The following is a 20,107-nucleotide window of genomic DNA, read 5'->3' as shown; positions in this document are numbered from 1 at the left end:
ACGTTATGCGTTACTGAGCTAGGACTGAGCTAGCTTATTGCCTTCGTCGAGCAGGACAAGAGAAGGCTAAAAAATCAATGAAATCAATAATTTCAGTGGCGCACCCGGCAGGATTCGAACCTGCGACCTTTGGAATCGGAATCCAACACTCTATCCAGCTGAGCTACGGGTGCATCCGTAAGTGCGATGAATCGCGACTGGTCTTGCTGGTTCTTAGCCTAGCTTGTGGTTTGCATCAATCTGTAAAATTGGGGAATTGGGTTTGCCGTCAAAAAAACGATCGTTATTTTTGACGATTGTCTATTATTCTTCTCTTTGAGATTGTATTCATTAGTGAATTTGAGGTCGCGCCTAGTCTATTTTGAGCGTGGGCGGCGTGCGGGCGCGATCTGTCGTTTTTTCTGAGAAGAGGTGTAGTTGCGTTTCCCCTGGACCTGTTCCAAGGGCCAATCAGGTGCAACCTATGCTAATTTTCTTGTGGTTTATAATCTTGACGAATACTCATCACTACAAAACTTTACAGCTTTGCTTTATATAATGTTAAATATTGTTCTAATAAACGTATTAAGATAATTAACTGTGATTCATGCTGACGAATCAGAGGGGGCAAAGATGGCTTTGAGTTGGGCATGTGAACAAGGCAGTAGTGATGTGGTTTATGTGGAGGTTGACGGTGTTCCCGTGGCCTCCAAATCTGGGGTCAATTACGCGATCCTGTCGGAGTCTGTCGGCTATCGCCTGCGAAGGGCACAGCTTTCAGTTGTAAGTAATTTCAACGAAAGTTTGCTGGCATTCGGGCTTCGACCGGCCGACTTTTCCGTCTTGATTGTGGTGGCCAACAATACGGGCCTCAAGCAGAGTGATGTGGCGGAGGCGCTTGGTATCCAGCGCGCCAACTTCGTCGCCATTATCGATGGTCTTGAGGAGAAGGGCCTTGTTCATCGGCGTCGTTCAGATTCCGACCGGCGTGTCCATTATATGGAAATGACCGACGAAGGCCGGATCGTTGTCGAGGAGATCACCAAAATCTGGAGAGATCACGAAGCAAAGCTCATCAACCGGCTTGGTGGTGAGAATGCGCGTGACCAGCTGATCGGGCTTCTTCGCCGCATCCAGGACTGATCAAAACGCATTGCCCGACCAAGCATCGGGCAATGTTCAATTCCGGATCAAAGGTGCGGGGGCGCCTTTGATCCTTCACGATTTTTCAGGATTTCATGGCGCCGGGTCCCGGTGTGGCACCTGCGGGCACTTTTCCAAGAATGATCATGCCCAGGACTTCATCCTTGGTCACATCCTGCGTTCTGGCGTGTCCCACGACTTTACCGTTTTTCATTACGAACACACGGTCGGCGAGATCGAAGACATCGTGGATGTCGTGGCTGATGAGGAAGATACCGATTCCCTGTTTTTTTAGCTCTTTGACCAGATCGCCCACCTGTGCGGTTTCCTGCGGCCCAAGTGCGGCTGTCGGCTCGTCCATGATGAGAATGCGTGCATCGAAGAGAATGGCACGGGCAATGGCCACGGATTGCCGCTGTCCGCCCGAAAGCGCCTTTACCGGCTCCTTGAAACGCTTGAAATTGGGGTTCAGACGCCCCATCACCTCGCGGGTCGAGGCCTCCATGGCGACATCGTCCAGAGTGCCCCATGGTGTGCGCAGTTCACGGCCAAGATAGAGATTGGCTGCGGCATCGACATTGTCGGCGACGGCGAGCGTCTGATAGATGGTTTCGATACCGTATTTTTTCGCATCGCGCGGATTGCGAATATCGGCTTCTTCCCCGTTGATGAGAATGTCGCCATTGTCTCGGCGATAGGCGCCCGACAGGATCTTGATGAGGGTCGATTTGCCAGCGCCATTGTGGCCCAGCAATGCCACGACTTCACCGCGATGAAGATCGATCGATGCGCTTTCAACCGCATGAATGCCACCGAAGGAGATGGAAACATTGCGCATTTCCACAAGCGGAGTGGTTTGGTCCGTCATATCGGAAACTCCTCTTATTCTTACTTGGCTCTGGCGCGGTAAACCGTATCCAGCCAGACGGCCAGAACGAGCACCATTCCGATGACAATGCTTTGCAGGGGCGTATCCATGCCTAGCAGCACCATGCCGGAGTTTAAGGATTGCATGACAACGGCACCGAGGATGGCCCCGGCAATCGTTCCGGCTCCGCCCGCAAGCGACGTTCCGCCAATGACCGCTGCAGCGATGGTGTAAAGCTCATCTAGCGTGCCCTGCGCATTGGTTGCCGCGTTCAGGCGCGCGGTAGAAATTGCGGCGGCAATGGCGCACAGCGCCCCCATCAGCGCGAATATCCTGACCGTGACCCAGCGGGTCTTGATGCCGGCGAGGACCGCGGCTTCCGGGTTGCCACCGATGGCAAAGACATAGCGGCCAAAACGGGTGCGGTTGGTGATGAAGTTCATGACGATAGCGATGCCAAGCGCAATCAGCACCGGGATTGCAACACCCAGCGAAATCTCAAGTCCGGCGTCAGGCCAGGCAATGTTGTTGGCTTCGGCATATTTGCGCGCCAGATTGACCGGCATGTAATAGCTGTTGAGAACCTTGACGGAGCCGAGCACGATGCCACAGCCAACCAGGCCGACGAAATACTCGGCCCAGATTGGCTTCAGCGGAAAGCCGAAGCGCTTGCGCTGCCTGCGTGAATTGATGATCGATAGAATAATGAGAACGCAGGCCACAATGCCGACGATCCAGCTTGCCGTTGCGCCGATGGAGCCATCTGCGCCACCGCCCATCAGCCGGAAACGGGTATCCATCGGCGCAACCGTAGCGCCGCTCGTGACCATCCATGCGGCACCGCGCCACACCAGAAGGCCGCCAAGCGTGACGATGAAGGATGGCACATTCATAAATGCGATGATGACACCCTGAAACGCGCCGATGGCTGAGCCCAGTATGAGGCCGATGCTCAAGGCCACCATCCACGACATCGGATGGTCATAGCCGAGCCAGCCGGGCAGAAAGCGCGTTTGCGTGACCGCCATGATCATGCCGACGAAGCCGAGGATGGAGCCGACGGACAGATCGATATTGCGCGTGACGATGACCAGAACCATGCCCGTCGCCATGACGGAGACGGATGCTGCCTGAACGGACAGGTTCCAGAGGTTGCGCGATGTCAGGAACAGGCCCCCGGACAGGATGTCAAATCCGACCCAGATAACAAACAATGCCACGACCATGCCAAGAAGGCGGGTATCGATTTCCGTCGCGTTCAAGAATCGTCGCAACGGGTTGCCTTGTTGCGCCGGTGCGCGCGCTTGCGATGCGCCAACGGTTTGGTCCGCCATATCTGTTGTTCTCCCTGATATATGTCATGCCCGCCTCATACCGGTGCGCCGCAGGGTTGCCCCTGCGGCGAAGCCTGACGAGACCGCGAAACGCAAGGCCCCCTGCCTTCACGCGTTTCGCACAGCCCGATGCTGGCCTATTTGCAAGCGGCGACGGTTCCGCCCTTTACGCCTTGGCAAAGTTCGCTCTTGCTGATCCACTTGGCATCCAGGACAACGTTGAGATTGTCCTTGGTGATGGCCTGCGGCTGGAGGAAATAAGAGCTCATTTCCACGCCCTGGGTGCCGCCCTTGAACTTGATGGTGCCTTCCAGCGATTCCATCTTGGTGCCCTTGGCCAGAGCAACCGCCACTTCACCGGCCTTCTTGCCCAGCATGCGGCTGTCCTTCCAGACAGATACCGTCTGAGTGCCGAGTGCTACGCGGTTCAGCGCGGCCTTGTCGCCATCCTGACCGGAGACGGGAACGGAACCGGCAAGACCCTGGGCTTCCAAAGCCGCGACCACGCCGCCCGCCATGCCATCATTGGATGAGACCACGGCATCGACCTTGTTGTTGTTGGCGGTCAGGAACTGCTCCATGTTCTTCTGGGCAATTTCCGGCTTCCAGCCATCCGTATAGGCTTCGCCGACATTCTTGACCTTGCCGGAGGCGATGGCGTCTTTGAGTACTTCCATCTGGCCGGAGAACACGAAATCTGCATTCGGGTCGGTCGAACCGCCCTTGATGAAGACGTAATTGCCCTCTGGCTTGATCTTGAAGACTTCTTTCGCCTGCAGGCGGCCGACTTCCTTGTTGTCGAAGGTGATGTAATAGGTGCTTGGGTTCTCGATCAGGCGGTCATAACCCACGACCGGGATACCTTCGGCGGCAGCCTTTTCGATGGCAGGGCCGATGGCGCTGCTGTCTTGCGCCAGAACGATGAGGGCGTTGGCGCCCTGCGCGATCAGGCTTTCAATATCGGTCAGCTGTTTTGCGGCTGAGGTCTGGGCATCAGCGGAAATATACTTCGCACCGGCCGCTTTCAGCGCATCCTTGATGGCGGCTTCGTCGGTCTTCCAGCGTTCTTCCTGAAAGTTCGACCAGGAAACACCGACAACGAGATCAGCAGCAATCGCTGCCGTGTGCAGGGAAACGAGTACGGCTGTACCCGCCAGCAATTTGGCAAAAGAATTCATGATTGTCCTCCCGGGTGGTGGCGAAACGCGGGGCACCTCCATGCCTTTGCGCGAACGCCAGAAATCCTGCCTAGCAAAGCCCAAAGCTTTTTTCTCGACAGTCGAGAAATTAAATGTCAGAGAATCCGAAGGCTGTCAACTGGACGTGCGAAGGGGTGCAGAAGGCAGATTGCGATGAGTGCGGACAGGGTTTAATGGCATCCGAAACAGACAGGGGAAACGGGGCGGAATGTCGGCCATAGCGAGTACCGAGCTGGTCCGACAGCAAAACAGTTTGCGAATGCTCAGCGCATTGCGAAGGCATGGCAATCTTTCCCACACCGACCTTGCCGAACTGACGGGCCTCTCATCCGGCACGGTCTCTGCCATAACCGCAGAGCTGGAACGGTCGCAGCTCATTCATCGCAGTGAACAGCAGGCGGCATCCGGTCGCGGTCGCCCGCGCGTGCTGTTTCAGCCCAATAGCGGTTTTGGCTATGTGGCTGTCGTCGTCATCTCCTCGGATGCCGTTCAATATTCGCTTGTCGATTTTACCGGCAGGCTGATGGACCGGTTCGGGGAGGGCAGGTCTTCGACCTCAAGCGATGTCTTCGCACGGGAAATTCTCAATGGGCTGGTGCGGCTGGCTGGTCGCTCGAAGATTGCGCCGGGTGACATCCTTCATGTCTCCATCAGCAGCAAGGGCCTGGTCGATCCCGCCACGGCAACGCTGGTGTGGTCTCCCGTTCTGGGAAGCGGGCATGTGGATTTTCGAACGGTGCTGGCGCCCCACTTCCGCGCCCAGATATATCTTTACAACGAAACGCTTCTCGTAGCCGACGCCCTGTGGCGGCAAAGGCGCGAAAGCGCAGGCGAATCAGCCTCGCTTGCGGCGCTGTCCCTTGGTCACAGCATCGGCCTTGGCGTGGCGCGTGGGATTGGCGAGGGGAAGGCAGAGGTCACCGCTCCCAATTTTGGTCACATGCTGCATGTGCCCGGGGGCGCGCTCTGCCGGTGTGGGGCGAGGGGCTGCGTCGAAGCCTATTGCGGCTTTTATGGCATCCTGCGTGCGGCCTTCGAGGTTCCCACCAACACGATACCGGCCAAATTCGTGCCGCTTCCAGAAGTCGAAAAGATTGCGGCCTCGGCGCGGGCGGGAAACCGCATGGCCGTACTCGCTTTTCGGCAGGCGGGTCTGGCGCTGGGCTCCGGTCTTTCGCGGCTGTTCAGCCTTTACGGCCCTATGCCGATCATCGTGACAGGCCCGGGAACGCGTTTTCTCGATCTCATCAGCGCCAGCATGAGAGAGGGCATGGAGCAGACGAGTGTCGTGCGCATGGGCGGTTTGCCACAGATCACAATTGAGCCAGATGAGCAGACTTTGGTCTTTGACGGCCATATGGGACTTGCATTGTCGCGTCTGGATGGAGATATCGTGATGTCTGGCATGGCCGTGCCACAGATTTCATAAGCGGCACCGGCACGGTGCGGGAGAAAACATGCTCAACATCGATACGAGCCACCCGATTTACAGGCCGCTTTGGGTCCGGCTTTTGATTGTCGGCTTTTGTGCCGGCTGGGCGATCATCGAGTTCGTCAATCACGAGATATTCTGGGCCACGGTGGTGGGCGGCGTTGCCGTCTATTCCGCCTATGTCCTGCTGATCACCTTCAAGCCACAGGCAGAGAAGGTCGAAGACACGGCGACCTTGCCGCAAACCGACACCGAAAAGTCAGATTGAAAGCAGGCGGATTGCCTGATCAATCAGCAGATTGGCTGCCGTCATGCGTTTGGTCGCGTTATCGCGAAACGGGACGCTGACCATATCCGGATGATTGAGACGGGCAAAGCTGCGGCGCTTTTCTCCAAGCGATTCGATGGTGTCGTTCTGATCGATCGCCAGTTCTTCAGACACGTCGGCCAGCGAGGTACGCGCAAGGTGTGCCGGCATTTGTTCCGGTGGTGGGGCGGGAGCAGGCTGCGGCGCCTCCAGAAAGTCCAGATAGCTATCCAGCGGGCGATTCGCCGAAGACGGATCCTGCGTTGCGGTTTCGAAGACCAGACTGGCGCTGAACCCGTTGGTCGCATAATCGGCGCGCGGTTCCTCAGCGGGCGGCTCTTCCTCGGCTTCCCGCTCCAGCCGCGCCACCACAGACTGAAATACAGACTGGCCAAACAGCATCAGATATTCCCTCTCGAAGCAGCGACACGACCACATGAAGGTGGTCCGGGGCTTGCGGCGTCAATTCCAGCTCAATGTGTCGCTCTCGGCCAGCACAAGATCATACAGAAGTTGTGCGCTGGGTGGCAGAACGCGGTCCTTCGTCACGACCAGGCTATAGGGTTTGACGTTCAGATCGAATTCTGTGGGCAGAATGCGTATGTCGCCCATGGGTGAATGCTGCCCAGAGACGAACTCCGCCATTTCATAGGCCAGGGGCGCAATCGCATTGGTCTGGGTTACAATTGCAAGGGTCAGCACGATAGACGGTGTATTGATGACGTTGCGTGGCAGGGGAACGCCCTGGGACAGGAAGACATCTTCCATCGTGCGGCGCAACAGGGCGCCGGGTGGCTGAAACACCCAGTCATATTGTGAGAGGTCTTCAAGCCGGGCTGGCGCGGTGTTGAGAAGCGGGTGGTCTTTGCGCACCAGCAGGCAGGCTCGCTCTATGCCGATCTCATGCGCGTTGAAGAGGGCAGGGTCTATGTCCTCGGGAATGCGGCCAATGATGAAATCATGGCGGGCCGCCAGCAATTCGCGCGCCAGCACATTGCTGGTTTCCACCTGCACATTGACCTCGATGCCGGGATAGGTGTCCATCGCCTTGCGCAGCGCCGGCACCACGAGGCTGATGGCAGGTGCGGTGACCGAGCCGATGAAAACAGAGCCGCCGCTGCCGGACTTCATCTGTGCAAGTTCGCGGCTGGCTTCCCGCAGTTCGAGGAGGATCTTTCTGGCACGTTTGGCAAGAGCCTCGCCGAACTGCGTCAGCACGACGCCGCGCGAGGCTCTCTGGCACAGCGGGCTCTTAACGATGGCTTCCATTTCCGATAACATGCGGGATGCGGCCGGTTGCGTCATGTTGAGGACAGCCGCGGCCGCACTGACCTGTCCGTGCTCTTCAATCGTGACCAACATGCGCAGATGCGCCATTTTCAAGCCGGCGCGCAACAGAGGGTTGTCCTCCGTCAGCGACAGGAATTCGAACGTGTTCGTTCCATTTCGTTCCATCGCAAATGCGGTCCAGACCCGTTGCAAACGACGTTGTGCAATTATATCGATTTAATATATCAAAAATGATATAGGAAAAGCAATATATTCTATTTGACAGTTATATGGATTCAGAACAGTTTGCGCCTGTGCCGAGGAGGAGTGGCGAAAGTTCGGATTGTAACTATGCATTCCGTTCGAGTAAGCTAAACTTCTAACACTCGGGCGTGGATTTGAGGGCGCGCTGTATAGACACATCGCCTGGTTAAAGGGTTCCAAGGGAGAGAGTTCATGAAATCCATCATTTCGTTGGTTGCGGCCTGTGCCATCGGCGCTGCAGCATTTGCGTCGCCGGTCTGGGCGCAGGACAAGGGCACAGTTGGTATTGCAATGCCAACGAAGTCTTCTGCTCGCTGGATCGATGACGGCAACAACATCGTCAAGCAGCTTCAGGAAGCTGGCTACGCCACCGATCTGCAGTACGCAGACGACGATATTCCGAATCAGCTTTCCCAGATTGAAAACATGGTTACCAAGGGCGTTAAGGTCCTGGTGATCGCATCGATCGACGGCACAACGCTTTCTGACGTGCTCAAGCAGGCCGGTTCGCAGGGTATCAAGGTCATCGCTTATGACCGCCTTATCCGCAACAGCGGCGACGTCAGCTACTACGCAACCTTCGACAACTTCCAGGTTGGCGTGTTGCAGGCAACGTCCATTGCCGACAAGCTTGGCCTGAAGGACGGCAAGGGTCCATTCAACATCGAATTGTTCGGCGGCTCGCCAGACGACAACAACGCCTTCTTCTTCTACGATGGCGCAATGTCCGTTCTGAAGCCTTACATCGACAGCGGCAAGCTGGTTGTAAAGTCCGGCCAGATGGGCATGGACAAGGTCGGTACGCTGCGTTGGGATCCGGCAACGGCCCAGGCTCGTATGGATAACCTCCTGTCTGCCTACTACACCGATGCAAAGGTTGATGCAGTTCTGTCGCCTTACGACGGTATCTCCATCGGCATCATTTCTTCGCTGAAGGGCGTTGGCTACGGTTCCGGCGACATGCCGCTTCCAGTGGTTTCCGGTCAGGATGCTGAAGTTCCTTCCGTCAAGTCCATTCTTGCCGGTGAGCAGTATTCGACAATCTTCAAGGACACACGCGAACTTGCCAAGGTTACTGTTGGCATGGTCAACGCTGTGATGCAGGGCAAAGAGCCTGAGGTAAACGACACCAAGACCTATGAAAATGGCGTCAAGGTTGTTCCTTCCTACCTGCTCAAGCCAGTTGCCGTTACCAAGGACAACGTAAAGTCTGTTCTGGTTGAAAGCGGTTACTACAAAGAAGATCAGCTGAAGTAATTTCATGATCGTGGCGGGGATGGACATGGTTCATCCCCGCTTCTTCACATAAGAACGCCGGATTGTACGGCGCTGGATTGCGATATGGACAATACCATCCTCGAAATGCGGAATATCACCAAGACGTTTCCGGGCGTGAAAGCTCTGGAAAACGTGAACCTCAAGGTTCGCCAAGGTGAAATACACGCACTCGTCGGCGAAAACGGTGCCGGAAAGTCGACCCTCATGAAGGTCCTTTCAGGCGTTTACCCCGCCGGCACATATGAAGGCGAAATTCACTACGAAGGTCAGCTGCGTAATTTCCGCGCGATCAATGACAGTGAAGAAATCGGCATCATTATCATTCACCAGGAGCTGGCGCTCGTGCCGCTTCTTTCAATTGCCGAAAACATTTTTCTCGGAAACGAGATGGCCACCAATGGGGTCATCAGCTGGCAGCAGACGTTCAATCGTACGCGCGAGTTGCTGAAGAAGGTCGGCCTGAAGGAATCTCCTGAAACCCTGATCACCGATATCGGTGTCGGCAAGCAGCAGCTCGTTGAAATCGCCAAGGCGCTGTCCAAGAGCGTGAAGTTGCTCATTCTCGATGAGCCCACCGCGTCCTTGAATGAAAGCGACTCCGAGGCGCTTCTGAACCTGCTGATCGAGTTCCGCAAGCAGGGACTGACATCCATCATCATTACGCATAAGCTCAACGAAGTGCGCAAGGTTGCGGACCAGATCACGGTTCTGCGCGATGGCATGACCGTCAAGACGCTCGACTGTCACAAGGAAGAGATCAGCGAAGACGTCATCATCCGCAACATGGTGGGCCGCGATCTGGAAGATCGTTATCCGCCGCGCGATGTGCCGATTGGCGAAACCATTCTCGAAGTCAAGAACTGGAACGCTTACCACCAGCAACACCGCGAACGTCAGGTGCTGCACGATATCAACATCAACGTGCGCAAGGGCGAGGTTGTTGGTATTGCCGGTTTGATGGGCGCAGGCCGAACCGAATTCGCAATGAGCGTTTTCGGCAAATCTTACGGCCACAAGATTTCTGGCGAAGTCCTTCTTCATGGCAAGCCGGTCGATGTCAGCACGGTTCGCAAGGCAATCGATGCGGGCCTGGCCTATGTTACCGAAGACCGCAAGCATCTCGGCCTCGTGCTCAACGACAACATCGTACACAACACCACGCTGGCAAATCTGGCGGGCGTGTCGTCGGCAACGGTGATTGACGAGATCAAGGAAATGTCGATCGCCAGCGACTTCCGCAAGCGATTGCGCATTAGATCCTCCGGGATTTTCCAGGAAACGGTCAATCTTTCGGGCGGCAACCAGCAGAAGGTCGTTCTGTCGAAGTGGCTGTTCTCGAATCCTGACGTTCTCATTCTGGACGAACCGACACGCGGCATCGATGTCGGTGCCAAATACGAAATCTACACCATTATCAACCAGCTCGCCGCCGACGGAAAAGGCGTTCTGATGATTTCATCGGAAATGCCCGAACTGCTCGGCAACTGCGACCGCATCTACGTCATGAACGAAGGACGGATTGTCGCCGAATTGCCGAAGGGAGAGGCGAGCCAGGAAAGTATCATGCGCGCTATCATGCGCTCAGGGGAGAAGAACTGATGAGTTCGGCCAACACATCCACCGAAGAAAGCAACGTCGTATCAGTCGGCTCGTATATCCGGTCCAACATCCGCGAATACGGTATGCTGATTGCCCTCGTGGCCATCATGGTTTTCTTCCAGTTTTATACCGGCGGCATTCTGTTTCGCCCGGTTAACCTGACAAACCTCATTCTGCAGAACTCCTTCATCGTCATCATGTCGCTCGGCATGTTGCTGGTGATTGTCGCGGGACATATCGACCTGTCCGTTGGCTCCATCGTCGCCTTTGTCGGCGCGATTGCCGCTATCCTGACGGTCCAATGGGGCATGAATCCGCTTCTGGCGGCGCTTATATGCCTCGGCGTCGGCGGCGTGATCGGCGCGGCACAGGGCTACTGGATTGCCTATCACCGCATTCCATCCTTCATCGTGACGCTTGCCGGAATGCTCGTGTTCCGCGGCCTGACGCTGTTCGTGCTGGGCGGAAAGAACATCGGCCCGTTCCCTGTCGACTTCCAGGTCGTCAGCACGGGCTTCCTGCCCGATATCGGCGGAATCGAGGGCTTCAACACCACGTCCATGGTCCTGACTGTGGTCATCACAGCCGTGTTGTTCGTCTTCGCTCTTCGCCGTCGTCAGGTAAACCAGAGCCACGGTATCGACGTTGAACCGTTCGGCTTCTTCGTTGCGCAGCACCTGCTGATTTCCGCAGCGATCCTGTTCCTGGGCTATCAGCTCTCCACCTACCGCGGCCTGCCAAACGTGCTGATCGTGATGCTCGTGCTGATTGCGCTCTACAGCTTCGTAACACGCCGCACCACCATCGGCCGCCGGATCTACGCCATGGGTGGCAATGAAAAGGCAACGAAGCTTTCTGGTATCAATACCGAACGCTTGAGCTTCTTTACCTTCGTCAACATGGGTGTGCTTGCCGGTCTTGCCGGAATGATCATCGCGACACGTTTGAACTCGGCAACGCCAAAGGCAGGTGTTGGCTTCGAACTCGACGTGATTGCTGCCTGCTTTATCGGCGGTGCCTCGGCGTCTGGCGGCGTTGGCAAGATCACCGGCGCAGTGATTGGTGCCTTCATTATGGGCGTCATGAACAACGGCATGTCGATTGTCGGTCTTGGCATCGACTTCCAGCAGATGGTCAAGGGCCTCGTATTGCTGGCTGCCGTATTCTTCGACGTCTACAACAAGAACAAGGGTTGATCGTCAGATCACCCCATCGATGCGAACGAAAAGAGTGGCCGGTTTCCGGCCACTTTCATGAGATGTAGGCGTCAGAACGTCTTGAAAGGAACTACCGTGCTGATTTCTCAAATCAAGGATGCAAGCGGAAGCATCATCGTTGCCGCTCGCGAAGAAGGCGGCCAGGCGCGCGCCATCAACAATGCCGGATCGGTTTACGCGCTGGCAATGGAAGCGGCCAATAGCGGCAAGTCGCTGGCAGATGTCATCGCGGCGCACGGGTTTGGCGACAATGTCGATCTCGAAGCTGCTTATGACGACGGCCGCGTTCTGCCGCCGATTACCCATCCCGATCCGTCCCATCTGCACCTGACAGGTACAGGCCTGACCCACCTCGGGTCAGCTGCGACACGTGACAGCATGCACAAGAAGGCCAGCGAAACATCGCAGGAGAGCCTGACGGACTCCATGAAGATGTTCAACATGGGTCTTGAGAACGGCAAGCCAAAGGCTGGCGAAAAGGGCGTGCAGCCCGAGTGGTTCTACAAGGGCAATGGCCACGTCGCGACTGCTCCTGGTGCTGCTCTCGTCTCGCCGTCTTTCGCGCTGGATGGCGGCGAAGAGCCGGAAATGGCGGGGATTTACGTCATCTCCGACAAGGGCGAGGCATTCCGTGTCGGATTTGCGGTCTCCAACGAGTTCTCCGATCACGTCACAGAACGGATGAACTACCTCTACCTGGCCCATTCGAAACTGCGCCCGGCAAGCTTCGGTCCGGAAATCCGCATCGGTGCGCCTCCAGCGGATATTCGTGGCACGTCCCGTATCCTGCGCGATGGAAAGGTCATCTTTGAAAAGCCTTTCCTTTCCGGCGAAGACAATATGTCCCACACCTTCGCCAATCTCGAATATCACCACTTCAAATACGGCTTGTTCCGCACGCCAGGCGAAGTGCATGTTCATATGTTCGGCACGGCGACACTGTCCTTCGCGGACGGTATCAAGCCGGAGGCGGGTGACGTATTCGAGATCGAAGCCGGTGGCTTTGGCCTGCCGCTGCGCAATGCGCTGAGAGTGGAAATGGAAGAGCCGGTGGTTATCCACCAGCTCTGAGTGCTACATTGTTAGCAATCGTGAGCTTCGGACCTTCCGGTCCGGAGCTTTTTTTATGGTGCGTCGTCAGTCCAGATTTGCGTCTCACCGACTTCGACAGAATTGCCAGCGGGGTCGCGGATATAGACGGACACGCTGTTATTGGGCCAGCGGTGGTAATGTTCGATTGCAATGCCCCTGGAGGTGAAGTGATCCCTCCAAGCCAGCACCTCAGCCTCGTCTTTTGCAGCAAAGCAGAAGTGGCCACTTCCTGTCGTCCCGTGACGGGGAAGGGGGTTATTGATGTCATTCTTGATGGAATTGTCAGCGTTGAAGATCAACAGCATCTGCTGCCCACATCTGAAGAACACAAACTGTTCTGGCAGCTTCCGGACGACTTCAAGCCCGAAAACATCCCGATAAAAACGCTCTGCTGCGTCGATATCGGCGGCGTAGATCACTGTTTCCAGGATTGCCGAGGGTGATTGCATGGAAGCCTCCTTTCGAAAATAGATCGGTCTGAGTGAGACATCAGCACAGGAAGGCTCAATTGTGCTAGCCGTCCCCAGGCCTTTCCCGACCTGTGGGTACTCTAATTCTAGGGTGAGGAAGTCAAACAACCTCAGCAAAAGAAAAATGGCGCGACCTAAGCCGCGCCATTTCCTGTTTCAGTGATCTATGTCAGCCGTTATCAGACGGCTGCATATGCCTGTGCCAGAGCCTCAGCCTGTTCCTGGGTCAGCGACTGAACTTGAGCTTGGCTGAAGGCGTTGATCGTTGCATCTGTCAGACCGGCGATTGCGGAGGTCTGGAGACCATCGAGTGCCTTAGCAGACAACACGGCGATTTCGTCTGTCGTGAAGCTGTTAAGCTCAGTTGCATCGAGCGTTGCCATTTGACCCGACGTCAGTGCAGCTACCTGTGTCGTGGTAAGCGCTGCAATATTGTCAGATGTGAAGGCAGCCATCTGTTCGGTGGTGAGCGATGCCACCTGTGCGGTACCCATTACGGACACCTGAGCGGTGAGCAAGCCAGCCACAGCACCTGTCGTCAACGACCTCACCTGAGTGGATGTCATCGCAGCCAGTTGGTCCGTGAGCAGAGCACCAGCCTGTTCCGACGTCAAGGACGCGATCTGAGCAGTGTTAAGCTTGGAGACCTGTGCTGTTGTGAGCGCAGCAACGCTGTCTGTCGAGAGCGCAGCCATGGCTGTGGTCGTGATGCCAGAGAGAGCTGCTGTGTTCAAGCCACCAAGTTCAGCAGCAGTGAAGCTGTTGAGCTCAGTAGCGTCGAGCGTTGCAACCTGCGTTGAGGTCAGAGCGCCAACTTGCGTAGCGTTGAGGGCTACGATGTTGTCAGAGCTGAACGAACCGAGCTGTGTTGCGGAGAGTGTGGACACCTGTTTTGTTGTCAACACGGCAACCTGGTCAGTCTTAAGACCTGCAAGTGTGTCGGTTGACAGGGCGCTCAGCTGGGCTGTCGTCAACGCTACCACCTGGTCAGTCTTCAGAACGGCCATCTGGTCAGATGTGATGGATCCGATCTGCACAGCGCTCAGGCCAGCAATCTGCGTTGTCGTGAAGGCGGCAAGATTATCGGTGCTCAGGCCGGAAAGTGCAGCTGTCGTCAAGCCGGTAAGGGACTTTGGCGTCAGGAGTACAATTTCGTCAGTGGTGAAGCTACCCAGTTCCGTTGCATCGATTGTTCCCATCTGGGACGAGCTCAGGACTGCAACCTGTGTCGTCGTCAGTGCTGCAATATTGTCAGATGTGAACGCCGCCAGCTGATCCGTGGTGAGCGCAGCAAGCTGTGCGGTACCGATGGATGGAACCTGCGTTGACTGCAAGCCAGCCAGTGCAGCAGTTGTCAGCTTTTTGACCTGCACTGCCGTCAAGCTGTTGATCTGGCCTGTCAAAAGGCCATTCAGCTGATCAGAAGTCAAAGACGCGACCTGGCCTGTGGTAAGCTTCGAGACCTGCGCCGTCGTCAGTGCAGCCACCTTGTCAGTGTCAAGGCCAGCAAGGTCAGTTGGGCTGATACCAGAGAGCGATGTCGTGCTGAGAGCAGCGATTTCGTCCGTGGTGAAGCTGTTGAGCTCGGCAGCGTTGAGCGTTCCTACCTGCATGGAGCTCAAAGAGCCAACTTGCGAAACAGTCAGTGCTACAATGTTGTCAGTGGTGAAGGCCTGGAGCTGTTCTGTGCTGAGGGCCTTCAGCTGGTTGTTGGTGAGGACAGCAACCTGCGAAGATTGCAGACCAGCAAGCATATCAGTTGTCAAGGCGCCGACCTGGAGAGAGGTCAGTGCGACAACCTGGCCCGTCAAAAGCGCAGACAATTGCTCCGAAGTGATGGATCGGATCTGCGCCGTGCTCAGCGTTGCGACCTGGTTTGGCGTGAGAGCCGCAAGCTTGTCTGTATTCAGCGCATTCAGAGCAGTGGTGGTCAGGCCGGAAAGAGCCTTTGTCGCCAGGGATGCGATTTCACTTGTGGTGAAGCTGTTAAGTTCTGCTGCATCCAGGGTTGCTACCTGAGCTGAGCTGAGGAGGGCAACCTGTGCGTCGCCCAGTGCTGCGATGTTGTCGCTGCTGAGCGCAGCCATCTGGTCGGTGGTGAATGCAGTCAACTGGGTGGAGCCAAGAGCTGCGACCTGAGCTGTCTGCAAGCCCGCCAGAGAGGCAGTTGCAATCACCTTGACTTGCGCTGCAGACAAAGCATTGATCTGGCCTGTCAGAAGAGAGCCGACCTGTTCCGATGTAAAGGCGGCGATCTGAGCATTACCCAGCTTCGAAACCTGCGTCGTTGTCAGAGCAACCACGTTGTCGCTGGTGAGGCCAGACAAAGCGGCTGTCGTGATGCCCTGCAGGGAGGCTGTGCTGAGAGCAGCGAGCTCGACGGTAGAGAAGCTGTTCAGTTCTGTAGCATCAAGAGTTGCGATCTGAGCGGAGGTGAGAGAGCCAGCCTGGGTGGTGGTGAGTGCTACGATGTTGTCGGAGCTCAGAGCTGCAAACTGTGTGGTTGTGATGGCCACGAGCTGCTTCGTGCTGAGAATGGCAACCTGTCCAGTCTGGAGGCCAGCGAGGGCATCGGTCGTGACAGAGCTGATCTGCTTGACTGTAAGGGCAGCAACCTGATCGGTGGTGAGGGCGGCAACCTGCTCGGAAACGAGCGAACCGATCTGGGCAGTGCTCAGGCTCGAGACCTGTGCAGTTGTCAGTGCGGCAGTGTTCGTAGAGTTAAGGCCGGCCAGGACAGCTCCCGAGATGCCAGGGAGAGCCTTGATGTTAATAGCTGCAATTTCAGTAGTGGTGAAGCTGTTCAGCTCGGTCGCATCCAGTGTCGAAACCTGGGCGGAGGTGAGGGCACCAACCTGGGAGAGCGTCAATGCTTCGATGTTATCGCTGCTGAATGTCGCCAACTGCTCCGTGGTCAACGCTGCCAGCTGCGTGGTGCCGAGTGCGGCTACCTGGCCGGTCTGCAAGCCGGAGAGAGACGAGGTCGCAATGGATTTTACCTGTGCGGCTGACAAGCCCGTAAGCTGCGTGGTGGTCAGGACGCCAATCTGGTCGGAGGTGAAGGCATTGATTTGTCCGGTTGTGAGCTTGGAGAGCTGTCCGGATGTCAGTACAGCGACATGGCCAGTGTCGAGAGCGGAGAAAATGGCTGTCGAAACAGTCGACAGAGCCGTCGCATTCAATGCAGCAATTTCCGACGTCGTGAAGCTGTTCAGCTCTGCGGCGTCGAGGGTTGCCATTTGAGCAGAGCTCAAAGCACCAACCTGTGTGTTGGTCAGAGCAGCAATATTGTCAGAGTTGAATGCAGCGAGCTGAGTGGTCGTGATCGACGCGATCTGCTTGGAGGTGAGGACGGTAACCTGGCCGGTCTGGAGGCCAGCGACGGCATCGGTCGTGATGGTAGCGATCTGCTTGGTCGTGAGCGATACGATCTGGTTCGTCGTGAGTGCTCCGAGCTGTTCCGAGGTGACCGATGCAATCTGAGCAGTGCTGAGGGCAGCAACCTGTGTCGTGGTCAGAGCAGCAATTTTATCGGTGTTGAGGCCGCCCATGGCTGCTGTCGTCAGACCCGCAAGAGCCTTGGCGCTCAAGACAGCGATTTCATCGGTTGTGAAGCTGTTGAGTTCGCTTGCGTCGAGCGTGCCGACCTGTGTGGCGCTCATGGCAGCGATCTGCGTGGCTGTCAGCGCAGCGATGTTGTCTGAAGTGAAGCCGTCGATCTGGCTGCTGTACATGGCGACGATCTGAGTCGTCGAAAGGCCGGATACCTGGTCTGTGCCGATTGCGGACAGCTGCGGTACAGACAGGCCAACGATCGCCTTCGCCGTGATGGCGCTGATCTTTGAGCTGCTAAAGGCGGAAATTGCATCTGTGGAGAATGCACCGATCTGCGTCGACGAAAGCGCGGCGATCTGAGCAGTGGTCAGAGCGGCGACATCGTCTGTCTTGAGAACCGCTACAGTTGCAGTCGACAGATTTGCAATCTGCTTGATGGAAAACGAAGAAATAATAGACGTCATGGACACGTGCCCCCGTTGATAACTGGCCAAAGCGCCACACACACATGCCGACTTTACGCAGCGCACCCACTGGGCCGCATCCGTTACCCCGGATGCGCTTTTGCGTAATTAGACACAGTGTCTCCCTCGTTCGGCGAAACGCCGAGCGATGAGTGTCCGTTCAGGACAATAGCAGTATTAAGCAGAACATGGCTCGTGTGAGCCGGCGCATCGGAAGGGCATCATGCGTACAGAACATTCCCTGTTCTGATCCCTACGCCATCGGACATTAGAGCTTCCCCGCAGGAAAACTTTCGGCAAACGATGAGCGCAACAATAGTTACGGTTCACGGCTACCTCACATGACCGTTATCACTATCGTCCATAATGTGTGAAAAATTGGTTAACGACGACTGCAGATCGATGATCTCTTGAAGACTACGTCGAGTCTAAACCAAATCGAATTTCTTAATATCTGTAAGTATCTGTCTCGATATAGCGAAAAACATGAGTGAAATCAGTGTGTATCAATATGGTTCGGAGGTTCTATTTAAGGGCAAAATAGAAAAAGAAATTTCAGCCGCAGGATGTGACTTTTTTTGGTTTTATCAATGAGCTTTCTGGATTTGGCAAGCAGAAATGCGTCCAGAATTTCTAATTTGGTGGGTTTCTCGCAGATATGTATGTTATGTTTGCTATTGATAATAAGATAAAATACGAATTTTAAGTAGATAACAAAGTCGAGATCAGCCAATAATTGACCCCAATCAAATATAGTCCGTACTAGAAAAGCAGCGCCATACACCGCCGCGCGACGCAAGCGTGATCGCGGCCTCACCGGACCGTGATCAAGAATCGAAGAAGGAATATAGGGTTAGCCTTGGCTCTGGCTTTGGGACTGCTGGACCGTCACCGACACCGACAGGCTTTCGCCTGAAAGGCCTACACGCATTCCCGAGACAGGTGCGCAATCGCGGTAGCTCAGTCCGGAGGCAATACGCACGTAGCGTTCGTCGGGGCAAAGCTTGTTGGCGGCATCGAAACCCACCCAGCCGAGGCCCGGAACATGGGCTTCTGCCCAGGCATGGGTTGCGATCTGCCGTTCCACGTCTTCCATCATGAGATAGCCTGAGACGTATCGGGCGGGCAGGCCCATATGGCGGGAAGCTGAGATGAAGATATGGGTGTGGTCCTGGCAGACACCTTTTTTGGCTTCCAGCGCCTGTTCCGCAGTGGTTTCCGTTCCCGTTGAACCCGTCTCATATTCGACTTCAAGGTGGACAAGCGCCATCAGCTCATGCAACCGCTCCAGCGGCGTTTCACCTGTTGCCTGTCGAGCAAGCTCGCGGATCAGTTTGCCGGGCTTGGTCAGAGGTGTCTCGCGCATGAATAGCCATAGCGGGGCGTTGCCAACATGTGCTCCGAAGACGCCAGCCTTGTCGATTGTTTCCACTTCACCACGGGCAACGACCTTCACCGCGCTGCGGGGGCCTTCGGTCTCCACGAGTTCCACCCGGTTGCCGAAGTGATCGTCGTAGCGCACCTCCAGCGTGGCGCCATCCACCGTTACTTCCCATTCTGTCACGGTTTGGGTTGGCCCGGTTGCGGGTGTCAGCCGCAAGCGTTGCAGGGAGTAGGGCACCGGCTCATCGTAGAGATACTCAGTCGTGTGATTGATCTTCAGGCGCATTCCATATCCCCATCTCACGGTCGCTTATTGATAGAAGCGATAGCCATCCGTGATTTCCTGGCCCAATTGGGCGTTTCTGTTGACGAAGTGCTCCAGAAATTCGTGGAGACCCTGATCCATCACACGATTGATTGTCGTTTTCTGCAAAGTCGCCTGAATGGCTTCGGCGGTATCATGCGCCTTGTGTCGTTCCTGGTATTCTTCGGCAAGATAGCTGAGGTTACTGACGATCTTTTCATAGCAATAGGCAAGAGATCGCGGCATTCTGCCGTTCAGAATAAGAAAATCGGCAATATTGGCCGGCCTATACTCTGCATCATACACCCATCCGTAGGAACGGTGCGCCGAGACGGAACGGAGAATGGATTCCCACTGGGCATTATCCAGCGATGAGCCCACCTGGGCTGCCGCGGGCAGAAGGACATAATATTTGACGTCCAGTATTCGCGCCGTGTTGTCCGCACGCTCGATGAAGGTGCCGATGCGGGAGAAATTATAGAGATCATTGCGAAGCATCGAACCGTGGAATGCACCGCGCACAAGTCCGGCCCTGTGCTTGATGACATCGATGACCTGCGGTAATTCCGCCGCCTTTACCTTGCGGCCGAGAAGGTTTTTGAGCTCGATCCAGAATTCGTTGGTCGCTTCCCACGTTTCGCGGGTCAAGGCGGTCCGCACCATTCGGGCATTGTTCCTGGCGAATTCGATGCAGGACATGACGCTGGACGGGTTTGCCTTGTCGCGCAGCATGTAGTCGATCGCATCGACCGACGTCACCTTCTCATGGTGCTGGAGGAATTCCTCGCGGGCGCCTGCGCTCTGCAGCACGCCATCCCAGTCCTCGTCGCCGCCGCCGCTGCGCGTCAGCGAGACACGCATACCAGCATCCACCAGCCGCGCGATGTTTTCCGCACGCTCGATATACCGGAACATCCAGTAGAGTCCGTTTGCCGTTCTTCCCAGCATGG

General features: G+C 56.0%; 16 protein-coding genes and 1 tRNA gene. 7 read left to right on the top strand and 10 right to left on the bottom strand.

Features of this window, described 5'->3' with window-relative positions:
- Positions 1-96 precede the first annotated feature (96 nt).
- Positions 97-173, bottom strand: a tRNA-Arg gene (locus QRN85_RS15710).
- A 406-nt stretch (positions 174-579) separates the two neighbouring features.
- Here QRN85_RS15710 and QRN85_RS15705 point away from each other — a divergent pair.
- A complete protein-coding gene (locus QRN85_RS15705; protein WP_284759220.1) occupies positions 580-1,122 on the top strand; it encodes a MarR family winged helix-turn-helix transcriptional regulator in 543 nt (180 codons plus the stop codon).
- 85 nt (positions 1,123-1,207) lie between these two features.
- Here QRN85_RS15705 and QRN85_RS15700 read toward each other — a convergent pair whose 3' ends face one another.
- The 3 genes from QRN85_RS15700 to xylF form a co-directional block, all read right to left on the bottom strand.
- Positions 1,208-1,990 carry an ATP-binding cassette domain-containing protein gene (locus tag QRN85_RS15700; protein ID WP_062584962.1) on the bottom strand — a complete coding sequence of 261 codons (783 nt, stop codon included), beginning with the start codon at positions 1,988-1,990 and terminating at the stop codon, positions 1,208-1,210.
- Positions 1,991-2,010: 20 nt separating this feature from the next.
- On the bottom strand, positions 2,011-3,324 hold the full coding sequence (locus tag QRN85_RS15695; protein ID WP_062584965.1) for a sugar ABC transporter permease: 1,314 nt from the start codon (positions 3,322-3,324) through the stop codon (positions 2,011-2,013).
- Between the two features lie 137 nt (positions 3,325-3,461).
- Complete coding sequence (xylF, locus tag QRN85_RS15690) at positions 3,462-4,502, bottom strand: D-xylose ABC transporter substrate-binding protein (protein WP_062584966.1); 1,041 nt, start codon at positions 4,500-4,502, stop codon at positions 3,462-3,464.
- A 229-nt stretch (positions 4,503-4,731) separates the two neighbouring features.
- On the opposite strand from xylF, the gene QRN85_RS15685 reads away from it, so the two are divergent.
- The gene (locus tag QRN85_RS15685; RefSeq protein WP_284759216.1) at positions 4,732-5,952 is read left to right on the top strand and encodes an ROK family transcriptional regulator; all 1,221 of its coding nucleotides are present in this window, start codon (positions 4,732-4,734) and stop codon (positions 5,950-5,952) included.
- Positions 5,953-5,980: 28 nt separating this feature from the next.
- The gene (locus QRN85_RS15680; RefSeq protein ID WP_284759214.1) at positions 5,981-6,223 is read left to right on the top strand and encodes a hypothetical protein; all 243 of its coding nucleotides are present in this window, start codon (positions 5,981-5,983) and stop codon (positions 6,221-6,223) included.
- Here QRN85_RS15680 and QRN85_RS15675 read toward each other — a convergent pair.
- Positions 6,215-6,664, bottom strand: a complete 450-nt coding sequence (locus QRN85_RS15675; RefSeq protein ID WP_113220115.1) for a hypothetical protein — start codon at positions 6,662-6,664, stop codon at positions 6,215-6,217. The genes QRN85_RS15680 and QRN85_RS15675 overlap by 9 nt on opposite strands.
- Before the next feature lie 60 nt (positions 6,665-6,724).
- Complete coding sequence (locus QRN85_RS15670; protein ID WP_062584974.1) at positions 6,725-7,717, bottom strand: LysR family transcriptional regulator; 993 nt, start codon at positions 7,715-7,717, stop codon at positions 6,725-6,727.
- Between the two features lie 270 nt (positions 7,718-7,987).
- On the opposite strand from QRN85_RS15670, the gene chvE reads away from it, so the two are divergent.
- The 4 genes from chvE (at position 7,988) to araD1 (ending at position 12,960) form a co-directional block, all read left to right on the top strand.
- Positions 7,988-9,052, top strand: a complete 1,065-nt coding sequence (gene chvE / locus QRN85_RS15665; protein WP_062584976.1) for a sugar ABC transporter substrate-binding protein ChvE — start codon at positions 7,988-7,990, stop codon at positions 9,050-9,052.
- A gap of 84 nt (positions 9,053-9,136) precedes the next feature.
- A complete protein-coding gene (gene gguA / locus QRN85_RS15660) occupies positions 9,137-10,672 on the top strand; it encodes a sugar ABC transporter ATP-binding protein GguA (RefSeq protein WP_062584977.1) in 1,536 nt (511 codons plus the stop codon).
- Positions 10,672-11,868 carry a multiple monosaccharide ABC transporter permease gene (mmsB, locus tag QRN85_RS15655; protein WP_062584979.1) on the top strand — a complete coding sequence of 399 codons (1,197 nt, stop codon included), beginning with the start codon at positions 10,672-10,674 and terminating at the stop codon, positions 11,866-11,868. The genes gguA and mmsB overlap by 1 nt, the downstream gene beginning before the upstream one ends.
- A 96-nt stretch (positions 11,869-11,964) precedes the next feature.
- Positions 11,965-12,960: an AraD1 family protein gene (araD1, locus tag QRN85_RS15650; protein WP_162723523.1), complete on the top strand. Its 996-nt coding sequence runs from the start codon at positions 11,965-11,967 to the stop codon at positions 12,958-12,960.
- Between the two features lie 53 nt (positions 12,961-13,013).
- Here the strand turns inward: araD1 and QRN85_RS15645 are convergent, their stop codons facing one another.
- The 4 genes from QRN85_RS15645 to QRN85_RS15630 form a co-directional block, all read right to left on the bottom strand.
- On the bottom strand, positions 13,014-13,430 hold the full coding sequence (locus tag QRN85_RS15645) for a VOC family protein (protein WP_284759208.1): 417 nt from the start codon (positions 13,428-13,430) through the stop codon (positions 13,014-13,016).
- Positions 13,431-13,630: 200 nt separating this feature from the next.
- Entirely contained in the window at positions 13,631-17,470 is a 3,840-nt protein-coding gene (locus QRN85_RS15640; protein WP_284759207.1) for a beta strand repeat-containing protein, read from the bottom strand.
- A gap of 853 nt (positions 17,471-18,323) precedes the next feature.
- Entirely contained in the window at positions 18,324-19,139 is an 816-nt protein-coding gene (locus QRN85_RS15635; protein WP_062584985.1) for a transglutaminase family protein, read from the bottom strand.
- 24 nt (positions 19,140-19,163) lie between these two features.
- On the bottom strand, positions 19,164-20,105 hold the full coding sequence (locus QRN85_RS15630) for an alpha-E domain-containing protein (protein WP_062584986.1): 942 nt from the start codon (positions 20,103-20,105) through the stop codon (positions 19,164-19,166).
- Positions 20,106-20,107 lie beyond the last annotated feature (2 nt).

The organism is Agrobacterium sp. fls2-241-TYG-188a, assembly GCF_030209845.1.
Note: the sequence above shows the minus strand (reverse complement) of the source record. Positions and strands in the feature narration are given on the sequence as shown.